Origin of the sequence: Bacillus cereus group sp. TH152-1LC (genome assembly GCF_027710505.1) — a bacterium.
Classification (GTDB): domain Bacteria; phylum Bacillota; class Bacilli; order Bacillales; family Bacillaceae_G; genus Bacillus_A; species Bacillus_A mobilis.
Genome location: NZ_JAQFNK010000032.1, coordinates 21,101 through 42,442 on the forward strand (window position 1 = coordinate 21,101; position 21,342 = coordinate 42,442).

The following is a 21,342-nucleotide window of genomic DNA, read 5'->3' on the forward strand; positions in this document are numbered from 1 at the left end:
ATAGAAAACTTCCACCTTATGAATGAGGTGGAAGTTTTTGTTTTCGTATTTGTGAGTGAATCATAGGGGAAGGGATATGTTCGGTGTTTGATGGAGTTCCGGATTTTATTTGAGACATTTTTTCTTTTGCATCGCGCAAAGAATGTTCAGTTAAGTAGATGGCATATTCGTAAAATAATTGGCGCGTCAGTTCACTTTGTTCTTTTAACTTTTCATCTTGGAATACAGTCCGCCCAGGTTTAGAGTTTGCTTCAAAGAGCCACGGGTTTTCCTGCGTGTCTAAACCGATATCAAAACCAATTTCTCCAATATTTCCGGTTACTTGTTCATCGAGCGCGTAACTGATTTGTAAGGCTGTATGTTTTAATTTATTTTCAATTTGAACTTGTTTCGTTGAATCAGGAAAAAGCTCTTGCAGTAATTTTGTATCACCACCGCTATTTACATGTGTTGTTAAACTACCTTTGCCAGCAATTTTTGCAACGATTGCACTGACAATCCATTGACCGAAATGATTTTTATTTGTATGAATGCGGAAATCAACCGGTTGCCCATCGAAGCGAAGTAAGGAAATACCTTGTTGTACGATAAACTTTTTTAAATCATGTCCTTTTAATACATGGTTCAGAAGCGTTTCTAATGATTGATACTTTCTTAGTTTGTTTTCTTCATTTTCGCGATAACGACAGTAGTAGCAATTCTCTGCTTGAGAATAAAATAGTTGATGAATATTTCTACCGAAGCTGCCGTGAATGGGTTTCATGTAAATCGATTTATACGTACCGAGAAATCGTTCTACTTGTTCGAAGTTTTGAAATGTTTCTGTGTTTGGTAAGAATGGCATAATGGATTCATCTTTCATAAGAAGTTGATGCACTTCCCATTTATTAAAAAATCCTGGATTAAACCACGGAATAGCATAGTCATGCTCTAATTTTCTTTTTGCTCTTACGATCGGTTTATAATTTTCAGCTTTCCGATTTGGTAATCGGTCGTAAATGACATTCGGTAAAGGGACTTTTTTCTTAATCCATTGCCCTTCTTGAAAGAAATACCCTTCAATTGTTTCATCTTCCCAGTCTATATGTTGCACACCAAAAACGAATACAAATGGTCGCAAGGTGAATGGCGGCGTTAGTAACTCACCAAGAGAAGTTGAACGGTTTCCTAAAGGGTTAGAAGAGTCATCGTTAAAACCAGTTGTGAAAATCCCGATTAATGGTCCGAAAACAATAGTCTCATTTTGCGTGAATGCATGGATAGTAGTGGAATGAGGAAGCAAAAGCTTCTCTGCAATTTGTTGTCCGATAATGATTTCACGAGTAAAGGAATAATGAATTTTTACCTCTTCACTTGCAACATGGCGTACGCCGAAGGAAAGGGATGTAATCGGTGGTGTAATGGAAAAAATATAAGGTAAAGTAATACTATTTGGATGCTCATCTGAAATATTTAACGTATATATGTGCTCTTTCAAAATGGGTTTACCCCCTTTCATTATGGTGTGAAGCGGCTAAACTTTAGTGGTCCGTGATATATTTTTTCGGCTAATGCATCGCTATGACGAATGTAATGTTCGTACGGGGGAATCGTGTTGACATACATAAGCCAAATGGCCCCCTTTTGATCCATAATGGTGGAAAGCTCTAGCTCGAATAACGAAGAATAAGATTGATCTAATGTTTGGAACACTTCATTTATAATATCGTGTAAAGCGTCTTGTAATAATTGTACACCGGTACTAGATAGTACGTATTTAACTTTTGAAAATGAATGCAGCGAGGAATCATCTGTTGCCGAAAGTAAAAGTTGATTCGGAAATGAGCTTTTTTGTATAAATTGGCCAATAGCATTCCACTTCTGTTCTTTATTTTTTTGCAAAATGGTTCGAATATGGAGTGGGTATGTTAATTGATTAGGTGGCTGCAGCATAGTGTGGGTGATGTAACGTGCTGATCGTATATTAGATTTGTACCAAGATATAAATTCATCTGTTCGCTTGATTGGAGTAGAAGTATGATAGTCATCATTTATCGTATCGATATGAAACGTTTTGTTTTTGTAAGCGACCCGGTACAGACTTTCATTGGAATGTGTATGGGTAGGACGTATAATAATATCTTTTGTTTTTAATAACAGTTTGAAAATGTTTTGGATTGTTGCTATTTCAAATTTTGGTATATAAGGAGATAATTTTTTATTTGTGAGAAATACATCATGTAGTTCGCTTAAGTCAATGAGTGTGTTATTTAAAAAGGTAGTGGTAGGACGGTTGTGTAATGAGTGAATAATTGACTTTGCTTTTTCGAAGTCTGTGTCCTCGTTAAAAGAAGAACGATCGTATATATAAGAAGGAATAGGGAATGTTTGCTCTTTCCATTTTCCTGTATCCGTATCATAAATCAGACCAGAGACAAGATCTGTTTTAGGATTAATACCAAATGGCGTAAACTGGGCAACGACATTATGATAAAGCCGAGCGCGTTTAGCGATTTCGGTGTAATACGTTTGCTCATAATGAGGGTGAGAAGTTAAAATACCGAGAACCAACGAAATCACTCCTTTACTAACAAAATGTTGGCACAATAGGCGAAGCTATATATTGCAAATACGTTTTTATACCATTATACTTTTGTCCGTATGATGATATGCTATAGTTTTGGAGAAGCGAAAGGTTGATTGTAATGAATATATGGTTAAGTATGTTAACGACGACAGGGCTCGGAGCAATTATTGGGGGATTCACAAATCATTTAGCGATAAAAATGTTATTTCGTCCGCATCGCCCTATTTATATTGGGAAGTTTCAAGTTCCATTTACACCAGGATTAATTCCGAAGCGCCGCGATGAGCTTGCTGTTCAATTAGGAAAAATGGTTGTCGAGCATTTGTTAACGCCAGAAGGAATCGGAAAGAAGCTAACAAATGAAGAGTTTCAAAAAGGCTTAATTCAATGGATGCAAGTAGAAGTGGATAAAGTAATGACGAATGAACAATCACTGCGACAAATGTTAGAGAAATGGAACGTAGCGCATGTAGAAAAAGAAGCAACCGAGAAAATCGAACATGTGATTACAGAAAAAATTCAGGCATTTTTAGAAGAGTACTATACATATACATGGGAACAGGCTTTACCTCATTCTGTTCATGAAAAAATAGAGAATGCGATTCCAAATGTTTCGGCGTTTATTTTAGATCGAGGAATTAATTTTTTTGAAAGTGAAGAAGGGAAAGCACGTCTTTCAAAAATGATTGATGATTTCTTTGCTTCTAGGGGAACGCTGCTTAACTTAGTCGGAATGTTTTTAGGGAATGTAAGTGTAGTGGATCGTGTGCAGCCAGAAGTTATTAAGTTTTTAGGGCAAGATGGCACAAAGCAACTTTTAACTGATGTACTGCAAAAAGAGTGGGAGAAGTTAAAAGGAAGAGATGTAAAAGAAGTAGAAACGTTTGTAGACAAAGAAATAATTGTAAGCTCTATATTGTCAGCGGTTAAAGTGGAGGAAACAGTGAGTAAGTTTTTAAACCAATCTGTGCAGCAAGTATGTGAGCCAGTTCGAGAAACAATCATGGAAAAGGTAGTCCCAAGTGCAGTAACGAAAGGCTTAAAGTGGGGGACAGAAAACGTAGCGAGTATATTAAACAATCTCCATCTTGCGGAAATTGTGCAGCAAGAAGTATCCACATTCTCAACAGAGAGACTAGAAGATTTAGTGCTATCCATTACAAAAAATGAACTAAAAATGATTACGTATTTAGGTGCCTTATTAGGCGGGATGATTGGACTCGTGCAAGGACTGTTATTGTTGTTTCTTAAATAATAAGATGAGTACATAGAAATAAAAGTGAAATTTCTTCACATCTCTTGCATAGTTTGATATGGTAAGTAGAGGTGCGTATGTAAATGCACTTAAAAGGCAGTGTGAGTGAAAAGCGCTAGCCTTCTAAAGGAGGAAAAATAAAATGACAAAAAACATTCATGATGTTGCATATGAATTACAAAAAGCAATCGCTGAAAACGAAGATTTCCAAACATTAAAAGCAAGCTACGCAGCAGTTCAAGGTGACGCAGCTTCAAAGAACTTATTCGATGAGTTCCGCACAATGCAACTTGGCCTACAACAAAAAATGATGCAAGGTCAAGAAATCACTGAGGAAGATAACCAAAAAGCACAAGAAGTTGTAGCTCGCATTCAACAAGACGCTAAAATCACAAAGTTAATGGAAACTGAACAACGCCTAAACATCGTTATCACTGACGTTAACAAAATTATCATGCAGCCACTTGAAGAATTATATAACGCGCAACAACAAGCGTAATAGTGGAAGACGCCCCTGTTATAGGGGCGTCTTTTCTGTTTGTTATTTGTGGAAATACTCAGTCTCAATATTCTTCTCCTTCAAAAACTTTTCAATTTCTTTTTGCTTCCTACCATTCACTTTCTCAAATCGTTTTGTAAAAGAAAAATCAGTTTTGAATAAGTTGCCATCTTGCGCGATTTTGTCTAATTCTTGCTCTAGTTCTACTGAAAGTGCCGTAGATGCTGAAATGAATTCATACATTTCCTTCGAAGGCTGTTTGTAATCATCAGGGATCGTATTGTTACTAATAAAATCATGGAAATTCGCATCGTTTTGTTTTGCTAAATCTACAAGTTGTTGTAATTTCTCGCGGTCGGATTCCGTGACATTCTCGTCAGACATGGCTGACGAAAGTGGGACGATGTTTTCGTATAACTCTCCGCTATAATCTAAATACGTTTTTATATTTTGTTTCATTTCATCTTCATTAATCGTTTCATTCTTTTTTGAGGAAGTGAATATCGTTTCTGGAATTTTAATCGTTACATCTTTAATAGATTGTACATCGTTTTCTTCCTTAGGTTGTACACTGTTTGAACAAGCTGGTAGCAATAAAATTGTCAGTAACATGAGTAGATATAAAGTATACTTTTTCATTTTAATCTCCTTTTACATTCATTAGTTTCTTTGTAAAATAGCTATATTCCATTTCAAGTACTTAACTAAAGTTGCGTATAGATGTTTTACCATTTGGTAAGATATGACGGATATTAATAAACCGCTGCAAAAAGCGATGAACACATTATAAACATCCGAATAACTGATTTGATGAAACCCTTTAAAAAATCCTAGTCCTATTAATAAAATAGGTGAGATGATTAATAACGGAGTGGCAATGATAAGTGCTAGAAGAATCGGTAATAAAAAGAGTAGTACGAAAAAGGCGATAATGATAAAGGCAAAGTTTAAAACACTTAAGCTCATAACAGAAAATAGTGCAGTTATCATATTTTTAAAGCTTCGTTTATTATCAGCGTTGCTTATTGCATAGGAAACAGTAAGTTCTTTCGCGATCGTTTTAGGGTTTCCTAGTTTTCTAGCAATTTCTTCTTCGCATTTCCCATCTTGTTTACCACTGATAAAATGAGTTTCGTACTCTGAAATAATATCTTTCTTTTCTACATTGGGCATATTCCGCAGGGAGGAACTAAGTTGTTCCAAAAATTCACTTTTGTTCATAACAATCACTTTCCTTTATAAAATGATGAATTACAGATGAGAATCTTGTCTTTTGAAAAGGGGGATGCGAGTTATAAAATGTGTTCCAATTAATGGGTATTCCAATATTTACAAATATATCATTTGCTAGTGTTCTTTGCAAGGTACTGTAATGTTTTTAATACTGTGATGTGATGGGAGTTTTTCGGGCATTTTTAGATGAGTTATAAAAATATTATTTTAGGATAAATAAAGGGTTGTAAGCGGATTCCTTATTATTTGTCAAAATACTGTCAAATTCATATTCTTGGAAAAAATAATGCATTTGTACTATAATGATAAACAATACTTCACCACATTAATTAACCAGGTGAAATTAAAAATCTTTATTACACACATTATGAAATAAAGGGATGATCAGTTTGAGTACAGGTGTAAAAGCAAACGACGTGAAGACAAAAACAAAAGGAGCAGATCTTGTTGTTGATTGTTTAATTAAACAAGGTGTTACACATGTTTTCGGTATTCCAGGAGCGAAGATTGACTCTGTATTTGATGTACTGCAAGAAAGAGGACCAGAGTTAATTGTTTGTCGTCATGAGCAAAATGCAGCATTTATGGCAGCTGCTATTGGTAGATTAACAGGGAAACCGGGCGTATGTCTTGTAACTTCAGGACCAGGGACATCAAATTTAGCGACAGGTCTTGTTACTGCGAATGCGGAGAGTGATCCCGTTGTTGCTTTAGCTGGTGCAGTTCCGCGTACAGATCGATTAAAACGTACACACCAATCTATGGATAATGCTGCACTATTCGAACCAATCACAAAATATAGCGTAGAAGTAGAACATCCTGATAATGTACCAGAAGCATTAAGTAATGCATTCCGAAGTGCGACTTCCACAAATCCAGGAGCTACTTTAGTAAGTCTTCCGCAAGACGTTATGACTGCGGAAACGACTGTAGAATCTATCGGTGCGCTTTCTAAGCCACAGCTTGGAATCGCTCCCACACATGAAATTACATATGTAGTAGAAAAAATAAAAGCAGCGAAATTACCAGTTATTTTACTCGGTATGAGAGCGAGCACAAATGAAGTGACGAAAGCCGTTCGTGAATTAATTGCGGATACAGAACTTCCTGTCGTTGAAACATATCAAGCAGCTGGTGCTATTTCACGTGAGTTAGAAGATCATTTCTTCGGCCGCGTTGGATTATTCCGTAACCAACCAGGTGATATTTTACTAGAAGAAGCAGATCTTGTTATTTCAATCGGTTATGACCCAATTGAGTATGATCCGAAATTCTGGAATAAGCTTGGAGACAGAACGATTATTCATCTTGATGATCATCAAGCAGATATCGACCATGATTACCAACCAGAGCGTGAATTAATTGGTGATATTGCCTTAACGGTAAATAGCATCGCGGAGAAATTACCGAAACTTGTATTAAGTACGAAATCAGAAGCGGTATTAGAACGATTACGCGCGAAATTATCAGAACAAGCAGAAGTTCCGAACCGTGCTTCAGAAGGTGTTACGCATCCACTTCAAGTGATTCGTACACTTCGTTCTTTAATTAGTGACGATACAACTGTGACATGTGACATCGGTTCCCATTCTATTTGGATGGCGAGATGTTTCCGTTCTTATGAACCACGTAGATTATTATTTAGTAACGGTATGCAAACGTTAGGTGTTGCACTTCCTTGGGCAATCGCAGCTACTTTAGTAGAACCAGATAAAAAAGTAGTTTCCGTATCAGGTGACGGTGGTTTCTTATTCTCAGCGATGGAGTTAGAAACGGCGGTACGTTTAAATTCTCCAATCGTCCATCTTGTTTGGAGAGACGGCACATATGATATGGTTGCATTCCAACAAATGATGAAATACGGTAGAACATCAGCTACAGAGTTTGGTGATGTTGATCTTGTGAAATATGCGGAAAGTTTCGGAGCGTTAGGTCTTCGTGTTAACACGCCTGATGAATTAGAAGGGGTATTAAAAGAAGCATTAGCAGCAGATGGTCCTGTCATTATTGATATTCCAATTGACTATCGCGACAACATTAAATTAAGCGAAAAATTATTACCAAACCAATTAAACTAATGGAGGCAGATTTGAGATGACTATTGCGCAATTAATTGATATTGATGCAAAAAAAACGAAAATGAGTAATGAAGTATATCAAACATCTACAATGCTTGCGCTATTAGATGGTATATATGATGGTGTAATTAGCTTTGAAGATTTGAAAAAACATGGTGATTTCGGCATCGGCACATTTGATCAATTAGATGGTGAAATGATAGCATTTGATAATGAATTTTATCATTTACGTTCGGACGGTTCAGCGGAAAAAGTAGAGCCAGAAGAAACAACGCCATTTGCGACGGTAACGTTTTTTGAAAAAGAAATGAGTTATACGGTAGAGCGTCCGATGAATCGTGAAGAAGTTGAGGCATTATTACATGAATTGATGCCGAGTAAAAACTTATTTTACGCGATTCGAATGGATGGTACGTTCCGTGAAGTAAGAACGAGAACTGTTCCAAGACAAGAAAAACCGTATACACCACTTGTTGAAGTGACGAAATCTCAGCCGATTTTTTCATTTAAACATACAGAAGGTACGCTTGCTGGATTTTGGACACCAGATTACGCGCAAGGTATTGGTGTAGCTGGTTTCCACTTACATTATATTGATGATGAAAGAAGCGGAGGCGGACATGTTTTCGACTATGTTGTAGAAAACTGTACGATCCAAATTTGTCAAAAAGCACATATGCATTTAGCACTTCCAGAAACAGCTGACTTTATGATGGCTGAATTATCAAGAGAAAACTTAGAGGATAATATTGCGACTGCGGAAGGTGCGGAGTAAAAGGGAGAGACTGTTCCATTGTGGAACAGTCTTCTTTTATTTGCCGTGTCGTTAATATCGTTTATCCCGCTTTAATGGGCAGTAAGACCCCCACCTCAAAATTCAGCGAAAGCAAAGAATTTAGGCGGGGGATCAACTGCCCATAAAAGTCCGATTGGTTCAACTAATAATCAGTGGGGGATGAAAAAAAACCCACTGATTAAAGTTTCACTTTATTTTTTTGAAACAAACGGATGCCCCTCATAATAAAAACGCCACGGATAATGTACAGCTTCTTCTGCATAGTCGATGTTAATACGAGGTCCTGCTGTTATTTTATATTGTGATGACATGTGTTCTTCTTCTGGGACGAGTTCAATATGTAATGTGTCGCTTTGTAAGGATACACCTCGTTCTTCTAAAGTAATTCCGAGTGCACGGCATAGTTTGCCAGGGCCATTCGTTAAATTTTTATACTGCGCTTTTGTAACGTCTGTTTTGTTGTAGCGCGCTAATTTTATTTCTTCTATTCCATCTACTGGCTCAAGGGCTCGAATGAGAACGCCTTGCGGGGTGCCAACTGGCGCTGTAATGACGTTAAAACAATGATACATACCGTAAATTAAATATACGTAAGCATGTCCTGGTGCGCCAAACATGACTTCTGTACGGTCTGTTCGTCTCCCGCCGTAACTATGTGCGGCCTTATCATTGGGACCTTTATATGCTTCTACTTCTACAATGATTCCGCTTCGTGTTATTCCGTCTACAATATGTACAAGTTTTTGTCCGAGTAATTTCTTTGCGACTTCTAACGTATCGCCTTCATAAAAGGAAGGAGGTGCTTGCATTGTACTATCTCCTTTGCTGAGTGTATATGTATATAGTAAACCAAATTTTCAGTAGTAATTCTAACTCGTTCTATTTGCTACATTTATTTCATAAATTATGGATAGAGTACAACAGCGAAGAGGGGGAGTGCGACATGATTTATCGCTTACTAGCTCTTAATATAGATGGGACACTACTATACAACAACGGAAAAATTGCAAAAGGATTACGAGAAACGATTGAATTTGTGAAAAGAAAAGATGTATACGTTACATTATTTACGAGCCGTAATTTTCAATCCGCTTATAAGGTAGCAAAGGCGTTAAAATTAGATTCTATATTAGTGACACATGGCGGTGCTTTCGTTTCAGCGACGTTAGATAAGCCGTACGTTCAAAGAAGATTATCGGAAGAGAAGACGTTTAACATTGTGCAAGTGTTAGAGCACTTCGATTGTAACGTCCGCATTTCTCATGAACGATTTTCAATCGGAAATCGTGAGAGAAATACACCAAACTTAATTGCGCGTACTGTATTATCAAGCGCAGATCCGTTATTTTATCCAGTTCAGTTTGTAGACTCGTTAGGTGATGCGCTTCGTGATCATCCGGTAGCGGCTCCGAAAATTGATGTTATTTTCCAAAGTAAAGGTGAAAAAGAACGAGGATTAAATACATTACGAAAAGCATTCCAAGATATAGAGTATGTTGAGTGCGACTCAAAACGAATAGAAATCTTGCTGCAAAATGTATCAAAACTACGTGGATTACAATTGCTTGGAGAGCATTTAAATATTTCGCTAAACGAAATGGTTGCGATTGGAGATAGTATGGAAGATTTAGAGGTAATTGAAAATGTGGGGCTTGGTGTGGCGATGGGGAACTCGCCTGTAGAATTAAAGCAAGCAGCAGACTGGATTACACGTTCAAATAGTGAGAACGGTGTAGAGTATATGATTAAAGAACATTTCCGTAAGCAATTCCCGCTTCCGTTTTTGAAGAATCATAAAAATACACCGAAATGATGAAAGAAAAACGTAGCTTTTTGGCTACGTTTTTTGTTGAACTAATTAAAATGAATGAAAACGTTCTAGATTGTGAATTGTGTATGAAATCTATACAATTCACTTGAATACTCTGGGAAACTGTTGTAGAGTGAATGATGTTGCCGACGAAGTTACACCACATGAAATATTCTCTAGGTTAATTTTATTTAACTCCCATACGTAAAAAAATTTCCGCATGATAATTTCGTTCACGTATTATTTCAAAAATGAATTGTAGTAATTTTACTAATTAGTTGTAGAGTGTCTTTGTTTTATTTAAATGGATTATTTTAAGTTAATGTGAGTAAGGATTGGTACATATGGAATGTACTTTATTTCGTAAATTTAGGAATTATAAAAGGGGGAATGAATTTTTTGAGGAAATCATTTAATCAAAAAATAAAAAAATTAAGTAGTAGTTTTATAGTTGTGTTATTAGTATGTATGAATTTTTTAATCCATTTACCGTATAAAGCAGAGGCAGCTACAACAGAATTAAAAGGTTTAGGTGATGTATCTTATTACAATGCAATCATTTTTGGAGATCATAGTGCAACGAGTGCGGATATTGAGGGTGCGATGGCTGTTCAAAAAAATATGAATGCATCAAGTTATACAGTCTTAGCGGCTGCAACGGGAGCGAATAATTTAGCTGGAGCGACATGGGTAGATGAAGGATATCCGTCATTATTACTAGGTGGTCAATTTACGAAAGCGGGAACAGGACAAGTAATTATCCAAGATGGAACAGTGGCAATGACAAAAGATGGTGACCCAGAAGGTGCAATGAAATCATCGTATGACCGTATCTCTTATAAAGAGCAAGCGGAGATTGATACTAAATTTAAAGAGTTTAGAAAAGATGTTGATAGTGTAATTGAGGATGCGGGCCAATTACACACTGATAAACCAAAATCGGGTATGACCTTTGGGATCGGTGAAGATGTAAATAATTCTAATATTTACGTCTCTTCAGGATTAGAAGGGCAAGAACCATTCAATGTAAAGGATGTTTATCTTCCAAATGTAAATAACAAAGATTTTATTGTTATTCATTCAGATGCAGAAGAAGTTAATTTTGGTGGCGGTGCAATCCTGTATGATACGACAGATAAGGGCGGGTTCACATTAGTTAATACCTCTCAAGCATATGACCCTAATTCCTTTTTTACTGAGTTAGCTAGTAAAGTCATTTGGGTGTTCCCTAATGCTAAAAAGATAACAACTAAAGGATATGGTGTAGTAGGTAGTGTATTTGCGCCTAATGCAGTTGTAGAGACAAAGGGTGGCTCTATTAACGGACAAGCCTTTGTTGGTGGATTACACCAAAGAGATGGATTTGAGGTTCATAACTTTAAATTTAATTGGCCGAAGTGGAAAAAGCCGGCTGTAGAAAAAGGAAATTTACAAATTAAAAAGGTTGATGAAAACGATGAAAACATTGTTTTAAAAGACGCAAAATTTGATGTTATAGACAAAGAGAATCATGTTGTGGCTACTGTTACAACAAACGAAGATGGTATTGCAGAAGTTAAAGACTTACCGTTTGGTGATTATTTTGTAAAAGAAATTAGTGCACCAGAAGGATATATAAAAGTTGATACACCAGTAAAAGTAACAATTGATAATACAAACATAATTGAATTTGTTATGAAGAATACGAAAAAAGTAGAAAATGGTCAATTTAAATTATTGAAAAAAGATAGTGAATCTGGTCAACTTTTACCAGGTGCAAAATTTGATGTTATAGATAAAGATGGGAACGTTGTCGAAACAATTATTACAGATGGTAAAGGTGAAGCTTTATCAAAACAACTTCCAGTTGGAACATATACATTAAAAGAAGTTGAAGCACCAAAAGGTTACGAGCTATCATCTAGTTTAGTTCATGTTGATGTAGCTGCTAATAAAACAGTGACTGTAGATGTGTTGAATAAAAAAATTGTTGAAAAAGCTACAGGTCAATTTGAAATCGTAAAAGTGGATGCAGAAGATAAAGCGAAAGTATTATCAGACGCAGAATTTGAAGTGTACAAAGATGGTAAAAAAGTAGAGACGTTACGAACAGATAAAACAGGTAAAGTAATCTCTCAGAAATTAGAGCCAGGAACATACACATTAAAAGAAACGAAAGCACCACAAGGATATACATTATTAAAAGAAGAAATTGAAGTCGTTGTGGAAGCAAACAAAGTAGTACAAGTACAAGTAGAAAACGCAAAAGAACTAGGAAGCTTACAAGTAATCAAAAAGGATGCAGAGAGTGGAAAAGTTCTAGAAGGTGCAGAATTTAAGCTGAAAAATGAAAATGGTCAAGTAGTTGGAGAAGCGAAAACAACGAATAAAGCCGGTGTAGTACAATTCGAAAACTTAGTGCCAGGAAAGTATACGTTAGAAGAAACGAAAGCGCCGGAAGGTTATAAAGCGTTAGAAGTGACGGTAGAAGTAAATGTTGTTGCAAATACAGTAATGAAGCAAGAAGTATTAAATGAAAAAGTGAAAGAAAAAATTACAGGTCAAATAGAAATTATAAAGGTAGATGCTAATGATAAAGATAAAAAATTAGCGGGCGCAGTGTTTGAAATTTTGAAAGATGGAACAAAAATAGACGCATTAACATCAGATGAAAATGGTAAAGCAACTTCGAAAGAACTAGAGCCAGGAGATTATATTTTAAAAGAAGTTCAGGCACCGGAAGGATACAGTTTATCTGATAAGGAAATTGAATTTACGATTTCTAATCAAGAAATTGAAGTAGTAAAACTTCAAATTACAAATGAAAAAGAAACAAGCAAAGGTCCAGAGAAGCCAGGTGAAGAAACAGAAAAACCGGGTGGAGAAACAGAAAAACCGGGTGGAGAAACAGAAAAGCCAGGCGAAGAGACAGAGAAACCGGGTGAAGGAACAGAAAAACCAGGTGGAGAAACAGAAAAACCAGGTGAAGGAACAGAAAAACCAGGTGGAGAAACAGAAAAGCCAGGTGGAGAAACAGAAAAGCCAGGTGAAGGAACAGAAAAACCGGGTGAAGGAACAGAAAAGCCAGGCGAAGAGACAGAGAAACCGGGTGAAGAAACAGAAAAACCAGGTGAAGGAATGGTAAACGTAGATAAAGAACAACCTACCTTACCAGAAAAAGGACAAGATGCATCTCATGCGCAACGTCTTCCAGCCACCGGACATGATATGAATTATCTACCATTCATTGGTTTTGCTCTTGTTTTATTAGGAATACGTCTTAGATTTATGATTAAAAATAGTTAATAGTATTATAAAAGGCATAAGAGAAATGTTATCTCTTATGCCTTTTAGTTTTTTTATTTAAGCTTCAATAACTTTAAGCATTCGATTTAAAAATGCGGCTGATTCAGCACGTGTTGCTGTGCCTTTTGGTACGAATTCATTACGCTCGTTCCCTTTTACGATTCCGTATGCGTAAACATTTTGTAATGCCTTCTTATCGTATGCTAAATCTTGGTCAATGAATGGTAATTTCATTTCTTTTCTATAAATTGAGTTATATGCTAATGCACGGTCAATCATAATAACAGCTTCATCACGTGTGATTGTAGCGGTTGGATCAAATTTATTATTTCCGCGACCACTAATGATACCTGCGCTAGCGGCACGGTTAATTCCGTCTATTAAAGATGGATGCGCTTCATTTAAATCTGTAAATGTAGCGTTTCCAGCCGGTAATTTTAAAGCTCTCGACATTAAATTTGCAAATTCAGCTCGTGTTACGAGGCGGTTTGGCCAGTAAGAACCATTTCCATCACCGAACATGATTTTTCTAGTTGCTAACTGACGAATGTCTTGTTCATACCATCCACCTGTAATATCGTCTTTTTCATGAGGGACTTCTGGCGGCGGAATAACTTCTTTACGATTTTCATTATAGTAAGCGTTCGTGCCCTTTAAGAAAGCATCCCATTGTCCGCGTTGAATCATAAATGCAGGGCAGTTTTTTCCGCTCCAAAATTGATGCTTTTGAACGTGATCTAGAGATATGTTTAATTCGTTCATTAAATAAGCAGCTAATTTCCGGGCATTTTCTACCGCTTTCGTATAATTTCCATCACTATTCACAGCAATTTCAATTCCGATAGATTCATAGTTTCCAGTCTTATTTCCAGCATGCCAACCAACTTCATTTATTGGTAGATGTTGATAAATTTCTTTGTCATCTACTGTAAAATGCCAAGATGCTGAACGATCAGTTTTCCCGCGTGCTTGACTATCTAAGTACTTTGCATGATTTAACGCGTTAGCACCTTTACTCGTATTAGCAGTTTCATGAATTGTAATGTATTTCGGTTCCATTGCGTAGCCGGGACGAATGTTTTCATTCCCTTTTGGGACAATCATTTCTTTAAATGTAACACCATAAACGTTATTTGTAGGCAAATTAGATGGTGTTTTGAAGAAAGTTGCGCTTCTCTTTTCGATAGAACTTGTTTTTTCAAATAATGATGCTTTCGTACCTTCAAATGTAGCTGAAGGTGCATAAATCCATTTTTCAGTTCCGTTCATTTGAATTTTAAACCAATTCCCAGCTTGTTCAGTAGGAGCTACTGTTTGTGGCTGTAATGTTGTTTCTTCTTTAAACGATTGGAAAGGGAAAGAATATACTGATGTTTCTTCTGTTACAATTAGTTTTTGATCCGAGAGTTTATGAATCTCTTGTACTTCTAAACTATTACTTTCCTTATTAACCCAGCCAGAACCAAATGTAGTTTGTATATAATATGTATTACCTTTTTTCTTCGTTGCTTTTACTACTGGTTCAGTAATTTCAATATTTGTTTTGGTTTTTAAGTCGTTTGCATCGTATAGTGGAAGTTTTGTTGATAAGTGGAGAAGATATTCACCCGAGATTTCAAGGTTGTTTTCTTCGTCATGTCTATGCTGTTTTGCATGTTCTTCAATGCTTTTTAAAGCTTGTTCATCAATAGACAATTCCGCAGTATTCTCTATATTTTCTGCGAATGAAAGGGTAGGTGCTACAAATGTTTGTAATGCCAAAGTTAGTGCCAAAATGTTGTAAAACCTTTTTTTCATAGTTGTTTTTTAACACGTTATAGTATCTATGTCGTGTTAATAGTCCTCCTTTAGATATATTTAAATTAGTAGCAAGTACTAATACGTTCTAGATTGTAACAAGAGTATATTACAATGTCTATAGAACTAAGAAAAGTTCGTGAAAAACCAATATTCAGTTTGTTTTAAATAGGATATAGAAATAAGGTAAAACCTTCTGTATTGACCTACAAACGCCCTTCAAGTAAACTAAAGAGAGTTTGCAAATGAAAAGGTGATAATGTTGTTAATTTCAATTAAAACGTTACAAGATGATCGTTTTTTACGTCCGCTGCAAAATATTGGCGGCTTATTTTTTGAAGATAGTACGATTGGATTTGAACAAGAGGAAGCAAATCTTATCGTTGATATACACATTGAAGAGAATGTGAAAGCATCTGCTCGTTTAACAGATGTTGCTACTGGAAATGTGTATGAAGAAACATTCGCAAAAGATTTATCTGCTTTCACAGATGAAAAAGAGCGTATGAAGCAAGTAAAGCACGTTGTTTCTTATGTATATCTTTCTGTTCTTCAGCAGTTAACTGGTCTTGAACAAAGCTGGGGCATTTTAACAGGAGTTCGTCCGACAAAACTTCTTCATAAAATGCTTCAAAGTGGTATGTCAAAAGAAGAAGCGCATCAAGAACTTCGTGAAAGCTATTTAATTCATGAAGAGAAAATTGAACTTCTTCAGCGTATTGTGGATTGCCAATTAGCGGTAGTTCCGGATTTATACCGTTTGAAAGAGGAAGTAAGTATTTATATCGGTATTCCATTCTGCCCAACAAAATGTGCATATTGTACATTCCCGGCTTATGCAATTAACGGACGCCAAGGATCTGTTGATTCGTTCTTAGGTGGTTTACATTATGAAGTTCGTGAAATTGGTAAGTTTTTAAAAGAAAAAGGTGTAACAGTTACGACGATTTATTACGGCGGCGGTACACCAACAAGTATTACAGCAGAAGAGATGGATATGCTGTATGAAGAAATGTATGAAGCGTTCCCAGATGTGAAAAATGTGCGTGAAGTAACAGTAGAGGCAGGTCGCCCTGATACAATTACGCCAGCTAAGCTAGAAGTGTTAAATAAATGGAATATTGACCGTATTAGTATTAATCCACAGTCATACCATCAAGAGACACTAAAAGCAATTGGGCGTCATCATACTGTAGAAGAAACAATTGAGAAGTATCACTTAGCTCGTGAAATGGGAATGAACAATATTAATATGGACTTAATTATTGGTCTTCCTGGTGAAGGGCTAGATATCTTCAAGCACACGTTAGATGAGACAGAAAAGTTAATGCCAGAATCGTTAACAGTTCATACGTTATCATTTAAACGTGCTTCTGAAATGACGCAAAACAAACGTAAATATAAAGTAGCTGGTCGCGAAGAAATTACAGCGATGATGCACGAAGCAGAAGAGTGGACGCAAAAGCATAATTACGTACCATATTACCTATATCGTCAAAAGAATATTTTAGGTAACTTAGAGAACGTTGGTTATGCAATGCCGACGCAAGAAAGTATTTATAACATTGTTATTATGGAAGAAGTTCAATCGATTATCGGACTTGGCTGTGGTGCATCAAGTAAATTTGTTCATCCGAAGACAGGTGCAATTACGCACTTTGCAAATCCGAAAGATCCAAAATCATATAACGATGGCTTCGTAAAATATACAGAAGATAAACTGAAAATTTTAGAAGAGCTATTTGTATAAGAAGAAAGAGGTTGTTCCGATTTGGAATAGCCTCTTTTTTATTCCGCTATTTGTGGAAGTTGGTCTGCCTGTAAATGCCTGAGTGGTGATTAAAGTTGCGCTTTATCATGTCAGTTTTGTCGGTAAGTCGATATATTCGACAAACCGCCGGTATAATTTCATTTACCGATAAACGGAACTGTTTGTAAAACTATGTCGATAATAATCAGAAAAATTAGTCAAATCATTGGAGGACAATGTCTACTTATGGACGAAATGATAGATTTATGAAAGAGAAAAGGGGGAAATTATTGGCATGTACATGACGATAGGGAGAATATTTGATTTAGCGGTTGGTAAGTATCCGAATAAAGAGGCGTTAGTAGAGCCGGAAAAAAATATTCGCTGGACATATAAACAGTGGGATGAGCAAATAAATAAAACGGCGCAAGCTCTGTTGGAAGAAGGTGTAAGAAAGGGAGATACTGTATCTGTTTACTTATATAATTGCCGCGAATTTGTAAACGTTTACTTAGCCTGTGCGAAAATTGGGGCAATCTTTAACCCGATTAACTTCCGTTTAAAAGCAAAAGAATTATCGTATATCCTCCAAGATGCAGCCTCGAAAGTAGTAGTATTTGAAAAAGCAGTTGAATCAACTGTTGCTATTATTGAACGAGATTTTCCAAATTCGTCTTTTTGGTATGTAGAAGACGATACACCTTCCTATGCGAGTTCTTACCATGAAAAAGTAAATGAAGCATCAGCTGAAAAAGTAAATATTGAAGTCGATGAAATGGATTATTGTTCTATGTTATATACAAGCGGTACGACTGGTCATCCGAAAGGCGTACTACATCGCCATCGTGAAATGACTGAGCATAGTATGATTTGCACGTATTTCATAAAATATAACAGAGATAGTACCGGACTTGTAGTTGCGCCTTTATATCATTGTGGCGAGTTAAACGCTGGAATCATTCCGCGTATTCAAGTTGGTGGAAAGAATGTGATTTTACATCACTTTGATACGGATAGAGTATTACATACGATTCAAGAAGAGAAGATTACGACGTTTTTTGCAGCACCGACGATGTGGAATATGTTACTGCAAAAAGATTTAACGCAGTATGATTTAACTTCGATGAAGATTGGTATTTATGGAGGAGCAGCGATGGCTCCAGCGCTAGTGAAGGAATGTAAAGAACGTCTTTATATTGATCTTGTCCAAATTTACGGAATGACAGAAATGGGGCCAGTTGTTGCGTTTCTCGTAGAAGAAGATCAAATTACGAAAGCAGGTTCAGCGGGAACACCATGCTTTAGTCATGAAATCCGCATTGTAAAACCAAGCGATGACGCACCAGCAGAGCCAGATGATGTATTACCTCCTTATGAAGTTGGGGAGATTATTTTGCGCGGCCCAACTATGATGGCTGGTTATCATAACCGAGAAGAAGCAAATGCAAAATCGATGTATAAAGGATGGTATCATTCTGGTGATTTAGGTTATTTCGATAAAGATGGCTATTTATTCGTCGCAGATCGTGTGGATGATATGGTGATTAGCGGAGGCGTTAATATTTATCCACGTGAAATTGAAGATTTCCTTCATAGTCATCCTGGTGTATTAGATGTTGCGGTGCTTGGTGAACCAGATGAATTATGGGGAGAACGTGTTGTGGCTGTCGTTGTAAAGAAAGATGAAGCAATTACAGAAGAAGACTTGGAAATATATTGTAAAGAAAGTGATGAATTAGCAGATTATAAACGCCCGCGTCATTATTTATTTGTGGATGAACTGCCTCGTAATGCGAGTGGAAAATTACAAAAATTTGTCCTGAGAGAGTCGTTAAAAGGCGCAAAACAATAGGGAGTAGAGCAGTCGTCTATACAAATAAAGCTATCTTTTTTCGTAAGAAAAGATAGCTTTATTTTTTTGAAAACGATTGAAAAAATGGTATGTATTTTCTATGTAAACTCTCTTTTATTATTATATAAAAATATTTTTTAGGAGATTGTATTTTGTTTATAAATGTATGAAAAACGCTTTAAATAAGGGTTTTGTGAACTTTTTAGGTGGATTGTATAAATGTTAAAATAATAAATGTAGTAAGAGTGGAATAAAGGTATTAGAGGAGAATTATCGATGAAAGATAAAGAAAGTCAGTCATCAGATGACTCTATGAATAAAATGGTCATTTAGTATATTTTGGCAGCATGAATATAGTAACAAATTAATATGTAAATGAACAGTCTTGTAATGTATTTTTATTAGGAATAGTATTTATTGTTGGCTGCCCGAAAAAAGTAGGAATGAACACAATGTAGTGAATGAATTGTATCGTTTATTACTTTATGTTGTAGAACTAACGATGGTTTGATGCTGCAAATAATCTTTAGTCTGTATCCCCTTAGTTTAAGGGGTATTTTGGGTGGAATGGATTTCACGGTTAAAAAGTTTAACAATTAATATTGGAGGTTTTATGAGTACATATTTAAAAAGAATATCTGTAATTTGTTTTATTTTTACTGTTCTTATTGGACAAATTTTTATGCCTATCATAGGGCATGCTCAAGAATTAAACACAGCAGGATTTGTTGATAGTTTTGCGATTGAAAAAACAAAATTAAATTATGGGGAACAGACTAGCATACGTGTAGATTTTAGTGAAAAACCTGGGAAAAAGATGAAGTCCGGGGATACATTAACGTTAGCACTTCCACCAGAATTAAAGGGTTTTAGTGGCACAATTGCGTTAAAGGATGAGTCAGGGCGTGTTTTTGGTACGTGCCAAATTAATGGGAATAATGTAGTTTGTACATTTAATGATACAGTAGAGAAGCTTGAGAATATTAGAGGGAGCTTTAATTTCACTGTTCAAGGTACGAATGTAGAAGCAGGAAAAACGAAAGATGTACAAACGAATTTAGGAACAAATTTAGAGAAACAAACGGTTAGCATTACTCATCCGAAAGGGGATGGTAAAGAACCGGGAATCTTTTTCTATAAATCTGGTGATATTCAGCCAGACAAAAGTAATGAAGTACGTTGGTTTTTAAATATTAATTTAAAGAAACAACATTTACATGACAATATCGTTTTGAAAGATACGTTACAAGAAGGACAAACGCTTAATACAGGTAGTTTCTATATAACGATTAATAATAGAGAATATTTGTCTCTTGAGCAATTTCAACAGCGAGGTTATGGATATATTAAGTTTACTAGTGATAACTCATTTGAAGTCGTAGTTTATAGACATATGGGGAGCGCTAATTCATTTACCGTTGCTTATACATCAACTATAACTGAGAGTGGAAAGAAATTAGAATTTTTACAAAATGACTATAAACTTGATTATCAAATTTTATATGAGAAGCCTACTTCTGAATCGAATAGCGTAAAGGTTAAAAATATATCATTCGGTGGCGAAGCGGAAGGGGATTTACCTACAAAAGGAACGCTGCAAATTGTAAAGCATATTGAAGGCAACGAAGGTAAAGTGATTCCAGGTGTTTCTTTTAAATTATTTACAGAGTCAGGTCAGCAAGTTGGTGATTCTTATACAACAAACCAAGACGGAATAGTTGAAGCACCAAACCTTGCTCCAGGTAATTACTATGTACAAGAAATCGCTGCGCCGAATTACGTAGAGTTTGATCCGAAAGCAAAAATTCCTTTTACAATTAAGCAGGATGCTGTAAACGGAATTAAACTTATGATTTCAAATAAGTTAAAAACTACATCTGTTGCAGGAACGAAAACGTGGGAAGGCGATAAAGTAAATGATCGCCCAAAAACGATTAAAGTAGATTTACTACAAAACGGCAAGGTCATTGCAACGAAAGAAGTTACGGAAGCAAATGGCTGGAAATATGAGTTTGGAAAGTTACCAGCAGTTGATAATGAAGGAAAAGTTCATATGTATGAAGTAAAAGAACGACCAGTATCAGGATATCAATCGAAAGTTAACGGATATGATATTACAAATATAAAGATACATGAAGCAACAGAAGTAGAAGAACAAGGTAAAGAAGAATCGATAGAAGCACTGGAAGCTCCAACTAACCCGGAAACACCAAAGGTAACAGAAGAACCGAAAGAGCTTGAGAATCCAGAAGTAACAGAAAAACCGGAAATTTGGGTAACACCAGAAGAAGAACAAACTAAAGAAGAAACAACAGAAGAAATCAAAGAAGAAAAACCGGAAGAACCAAAGGTGACAGAAGAGCCGAAAGAGCTAGAGAAGCCAGAAGTTACGGAGAAACCGGAAATTCATGTAAAACCAGA

At 36.1% G+C, this 21,342-nt stretch carries 15 protein-coding genes; 9 read left to right on the forward strand and 6 right to left on the reverse strand.

Annotated elements, in window-relative coordinates; genetic code table 11:
* Window positions 1–16: 16 nt before the first annotated feature.
* Complete coding sequence (locus PDL00_RS31985) at window positions 17–1,477, reverse strand: YheC/YheD family endospore coat-associated protein (protein WP_242253664.1); 1,461 nt, start codon at window positions 1,475–1,477, stop codon at window positions 17–19.
* A gap of 20 nt (window positions 1,478–1,497) precedes the next feature.
* Window positions 1,498–2,550 carry a YheC/YheD family protein gene (locus PDL00_RS31990; RefSeq protein ID WP_242253662.1) on the reverse strand — a complete coding sequence of 351 codons (1,053 nt, stop codon included), beginning with the start codon at window positions 2,548–2,550 and terminating at the stop codon, window positions 1,498–1,500.
* A 134-nt stretch (window positions 2,551–2,684) separates the two neighbouring features.
* Between PDL00_RS31990 and PDL00_RS31995 the strand changes: the two genes are divergently transcribed.
* Both PDL00_RS31995 and PDL00_RS32000 read left to right on the forward strand, forming a co-directional pair.
* A complete protein-coding gene (locus tag PDL00_RS31995; RefSeq protein WP_242253661.1) occupies window positions 2,685–3,821 on the forward strand; it encodes a DUF445 domain-containing protein in 1,137 nt (378 codons plus the stop codon).
* Window positions 3,822–3,963: 142 nt separating this feature from the next.
* A complete protein-coding gene (locus PDL00_RS32000) occupies window positions 3,964–4,320 on the forward strand; it encodes a YlbF/YmcA family competence regulator (protein WP_064473844.1) in 357 nt (118 codons plus the stop codon).
* 42 nt (window positions 4,321–4,362) lie between these two features.
* Here PDL00_RS32000 and PDL00_RS32005 read toward each other — a convergent pair whose 3' ends face one another.
* Together PDL00_RS32005 and PDL00_RS32010 are read right to left on the reverse strand one after the other, a co-directional pair.
* A complete protein-coding gene (locus tag PDL00_RS32005; protein ID WP_270733576.1) occupies window positions 4,363–4,959 on the reverse strand; it encodes an NDxxF motif lipoprotein in 597 nt (198 codons plus the stop codon).
* 21 nt (window positions 4,960–4,980) lie between these two features.
* Window positions 4,981–5,541: an HAAS signaling domain-containing protein gene (locus PDL00_RS32010; RefSeq protein ID WP_242253659.1), complete on the reverse strand. Its 561-nt coding sequence runs from the start codon at window positions 5,539–5,541 to the stop codon at window positions 4,981–4,983.
* Window positions 5,542–5,942: 401 nt separating this feature from the next.
* Between PDL00_RS32010 and alsS the strand changes: the two genes are divergently transcribed.
* Together alsS and alsD are read left to right on the forward strand one after the other, a co-directional pair.
* A complete protein-coding gene (alsS, locus tag PDL00_RS32015) occupies window positions 5,943–7,631 on the forward strand; it encodes an acetolactate synthase AlsS (RefSeq protein WP_270733577.1) in 1,689 nt (562 codons plus the stop codon).
* A gap of 16 nt (window positions 7,632–7,647) precedes the next feature.
* Window positions 7,648–8,406 (forward strand): alpha-acetolactate decarboxylase, encoded by a 759-nt coding sequence (gene alsD / locus PDL00_RS32020; protein ID WP_270733579.1) that lies wholly within the window; start codon window positions 7,648–7,650, stop codon window positions 8,404–8,406.
* 212 nt (window positions 8,407–8,618) lie between these two features.
* On the opposite strand, the gene PDL00_RS32025 is transcribed toward alsD, so the two are convergent.
* Entirely contained in the window at window positions 8,619–9,236 is a 618-nt protein-coding gene (locus PDL00_RS32025) for a DNA-3-methyladenine glycosylase (protein ID WP_242253656.1), read from the reverse strand.
* Between the two features lie 134 nt (window positions 9,237–9,370).
* Between PDL00_RS32025 and PDL00_RS32030 the strand changes: the two genes are divergently transcribed.
* The gene (locus PDL00_RS32030) at window positions 9,371–10,240 is read left to right on the forward strand and encodes a Cof-type HAD-IIB family hydrolase (protein ID WP_270733580.1); all 870 of its coding nucleotides are present in this window, start codon (window positions 9,371–9,373) and stop codon (window positions 10,238–10,240) included.
* Between the two features lie 396 nt (window positions 10,241–10,636).
* Window positions 10,637–13,522, forward strand: a complete 2,886-nt coding sequence (locus tag PDL00_RS32035; RefSeq protein ID WP_270733582.1) for a SpaA isopeptide-forming pilin-related protein — start codon at window positions 10,637–10,639, stop codon at window positions 13,520–13,522.
* Between the two features lie 57 nt (window positions 13,523–13,579).
* Here PDL00_RS32035 and PDL00_RS32040 read toward each other — a convergent pair whose 3' ends face one another.
* On the reverse strand, window positions 13,580–15,319 hold the full coding sequence (locus PDL00_RS32040) for an S-layer homology domain-containing protein (protein ID WP_270733584.1): 1,740 nt from the start codon (window positions 15,317–15,319) through the stop codon (window positions 13,580–13,582).
* Window positions 15,320–15,578: 259 nt separating this feature from the next.
* Here PDL00_RS32040 and PDL00_RS32045 point away from each other — a divergent pair, with 259 nt between their 5' ends.
* From PDL00_RS32045 to PDL00_RS32055, 3 genes are all read left to right on the forward strand, one after another.
* Window positions 15,579–17,069 (forward strand): coproporphyrinogen III oxidase, encoded by a 1,491-nt coding sequence (locus tag PDL00_RS32045; RefSeq protein ID WP_002007015.1) that lies wholly within the window; start codon window positions 15,579–15,581, stop codon window positions 17,067–17,069.
* Window positions 17,070–17,364: 295 nt separating this feature from the next.
* Window positions 17,365–18,921: a fatty acid--CoA ligase gene (locus tag PDL00_RS32050; RefSeq protein ID WP_270733585.1), complete on the forward strand. Its 1,557-nt coding sequence runs from the start codon at window positions 17,365–17,367 to the stop codon at window positions 18,919–18,921.
* 613 nt (window positions 18,922–19,534) lie between these two features.
* Window positions 19,535–21,342 (forward strand): Cna B-type domain-containing protein (locus PDL00_RS32055; RefSeq protein ID WP_270733587.1); only part of this gene is annotated, 1,808 nt, incomplete at its 3' end.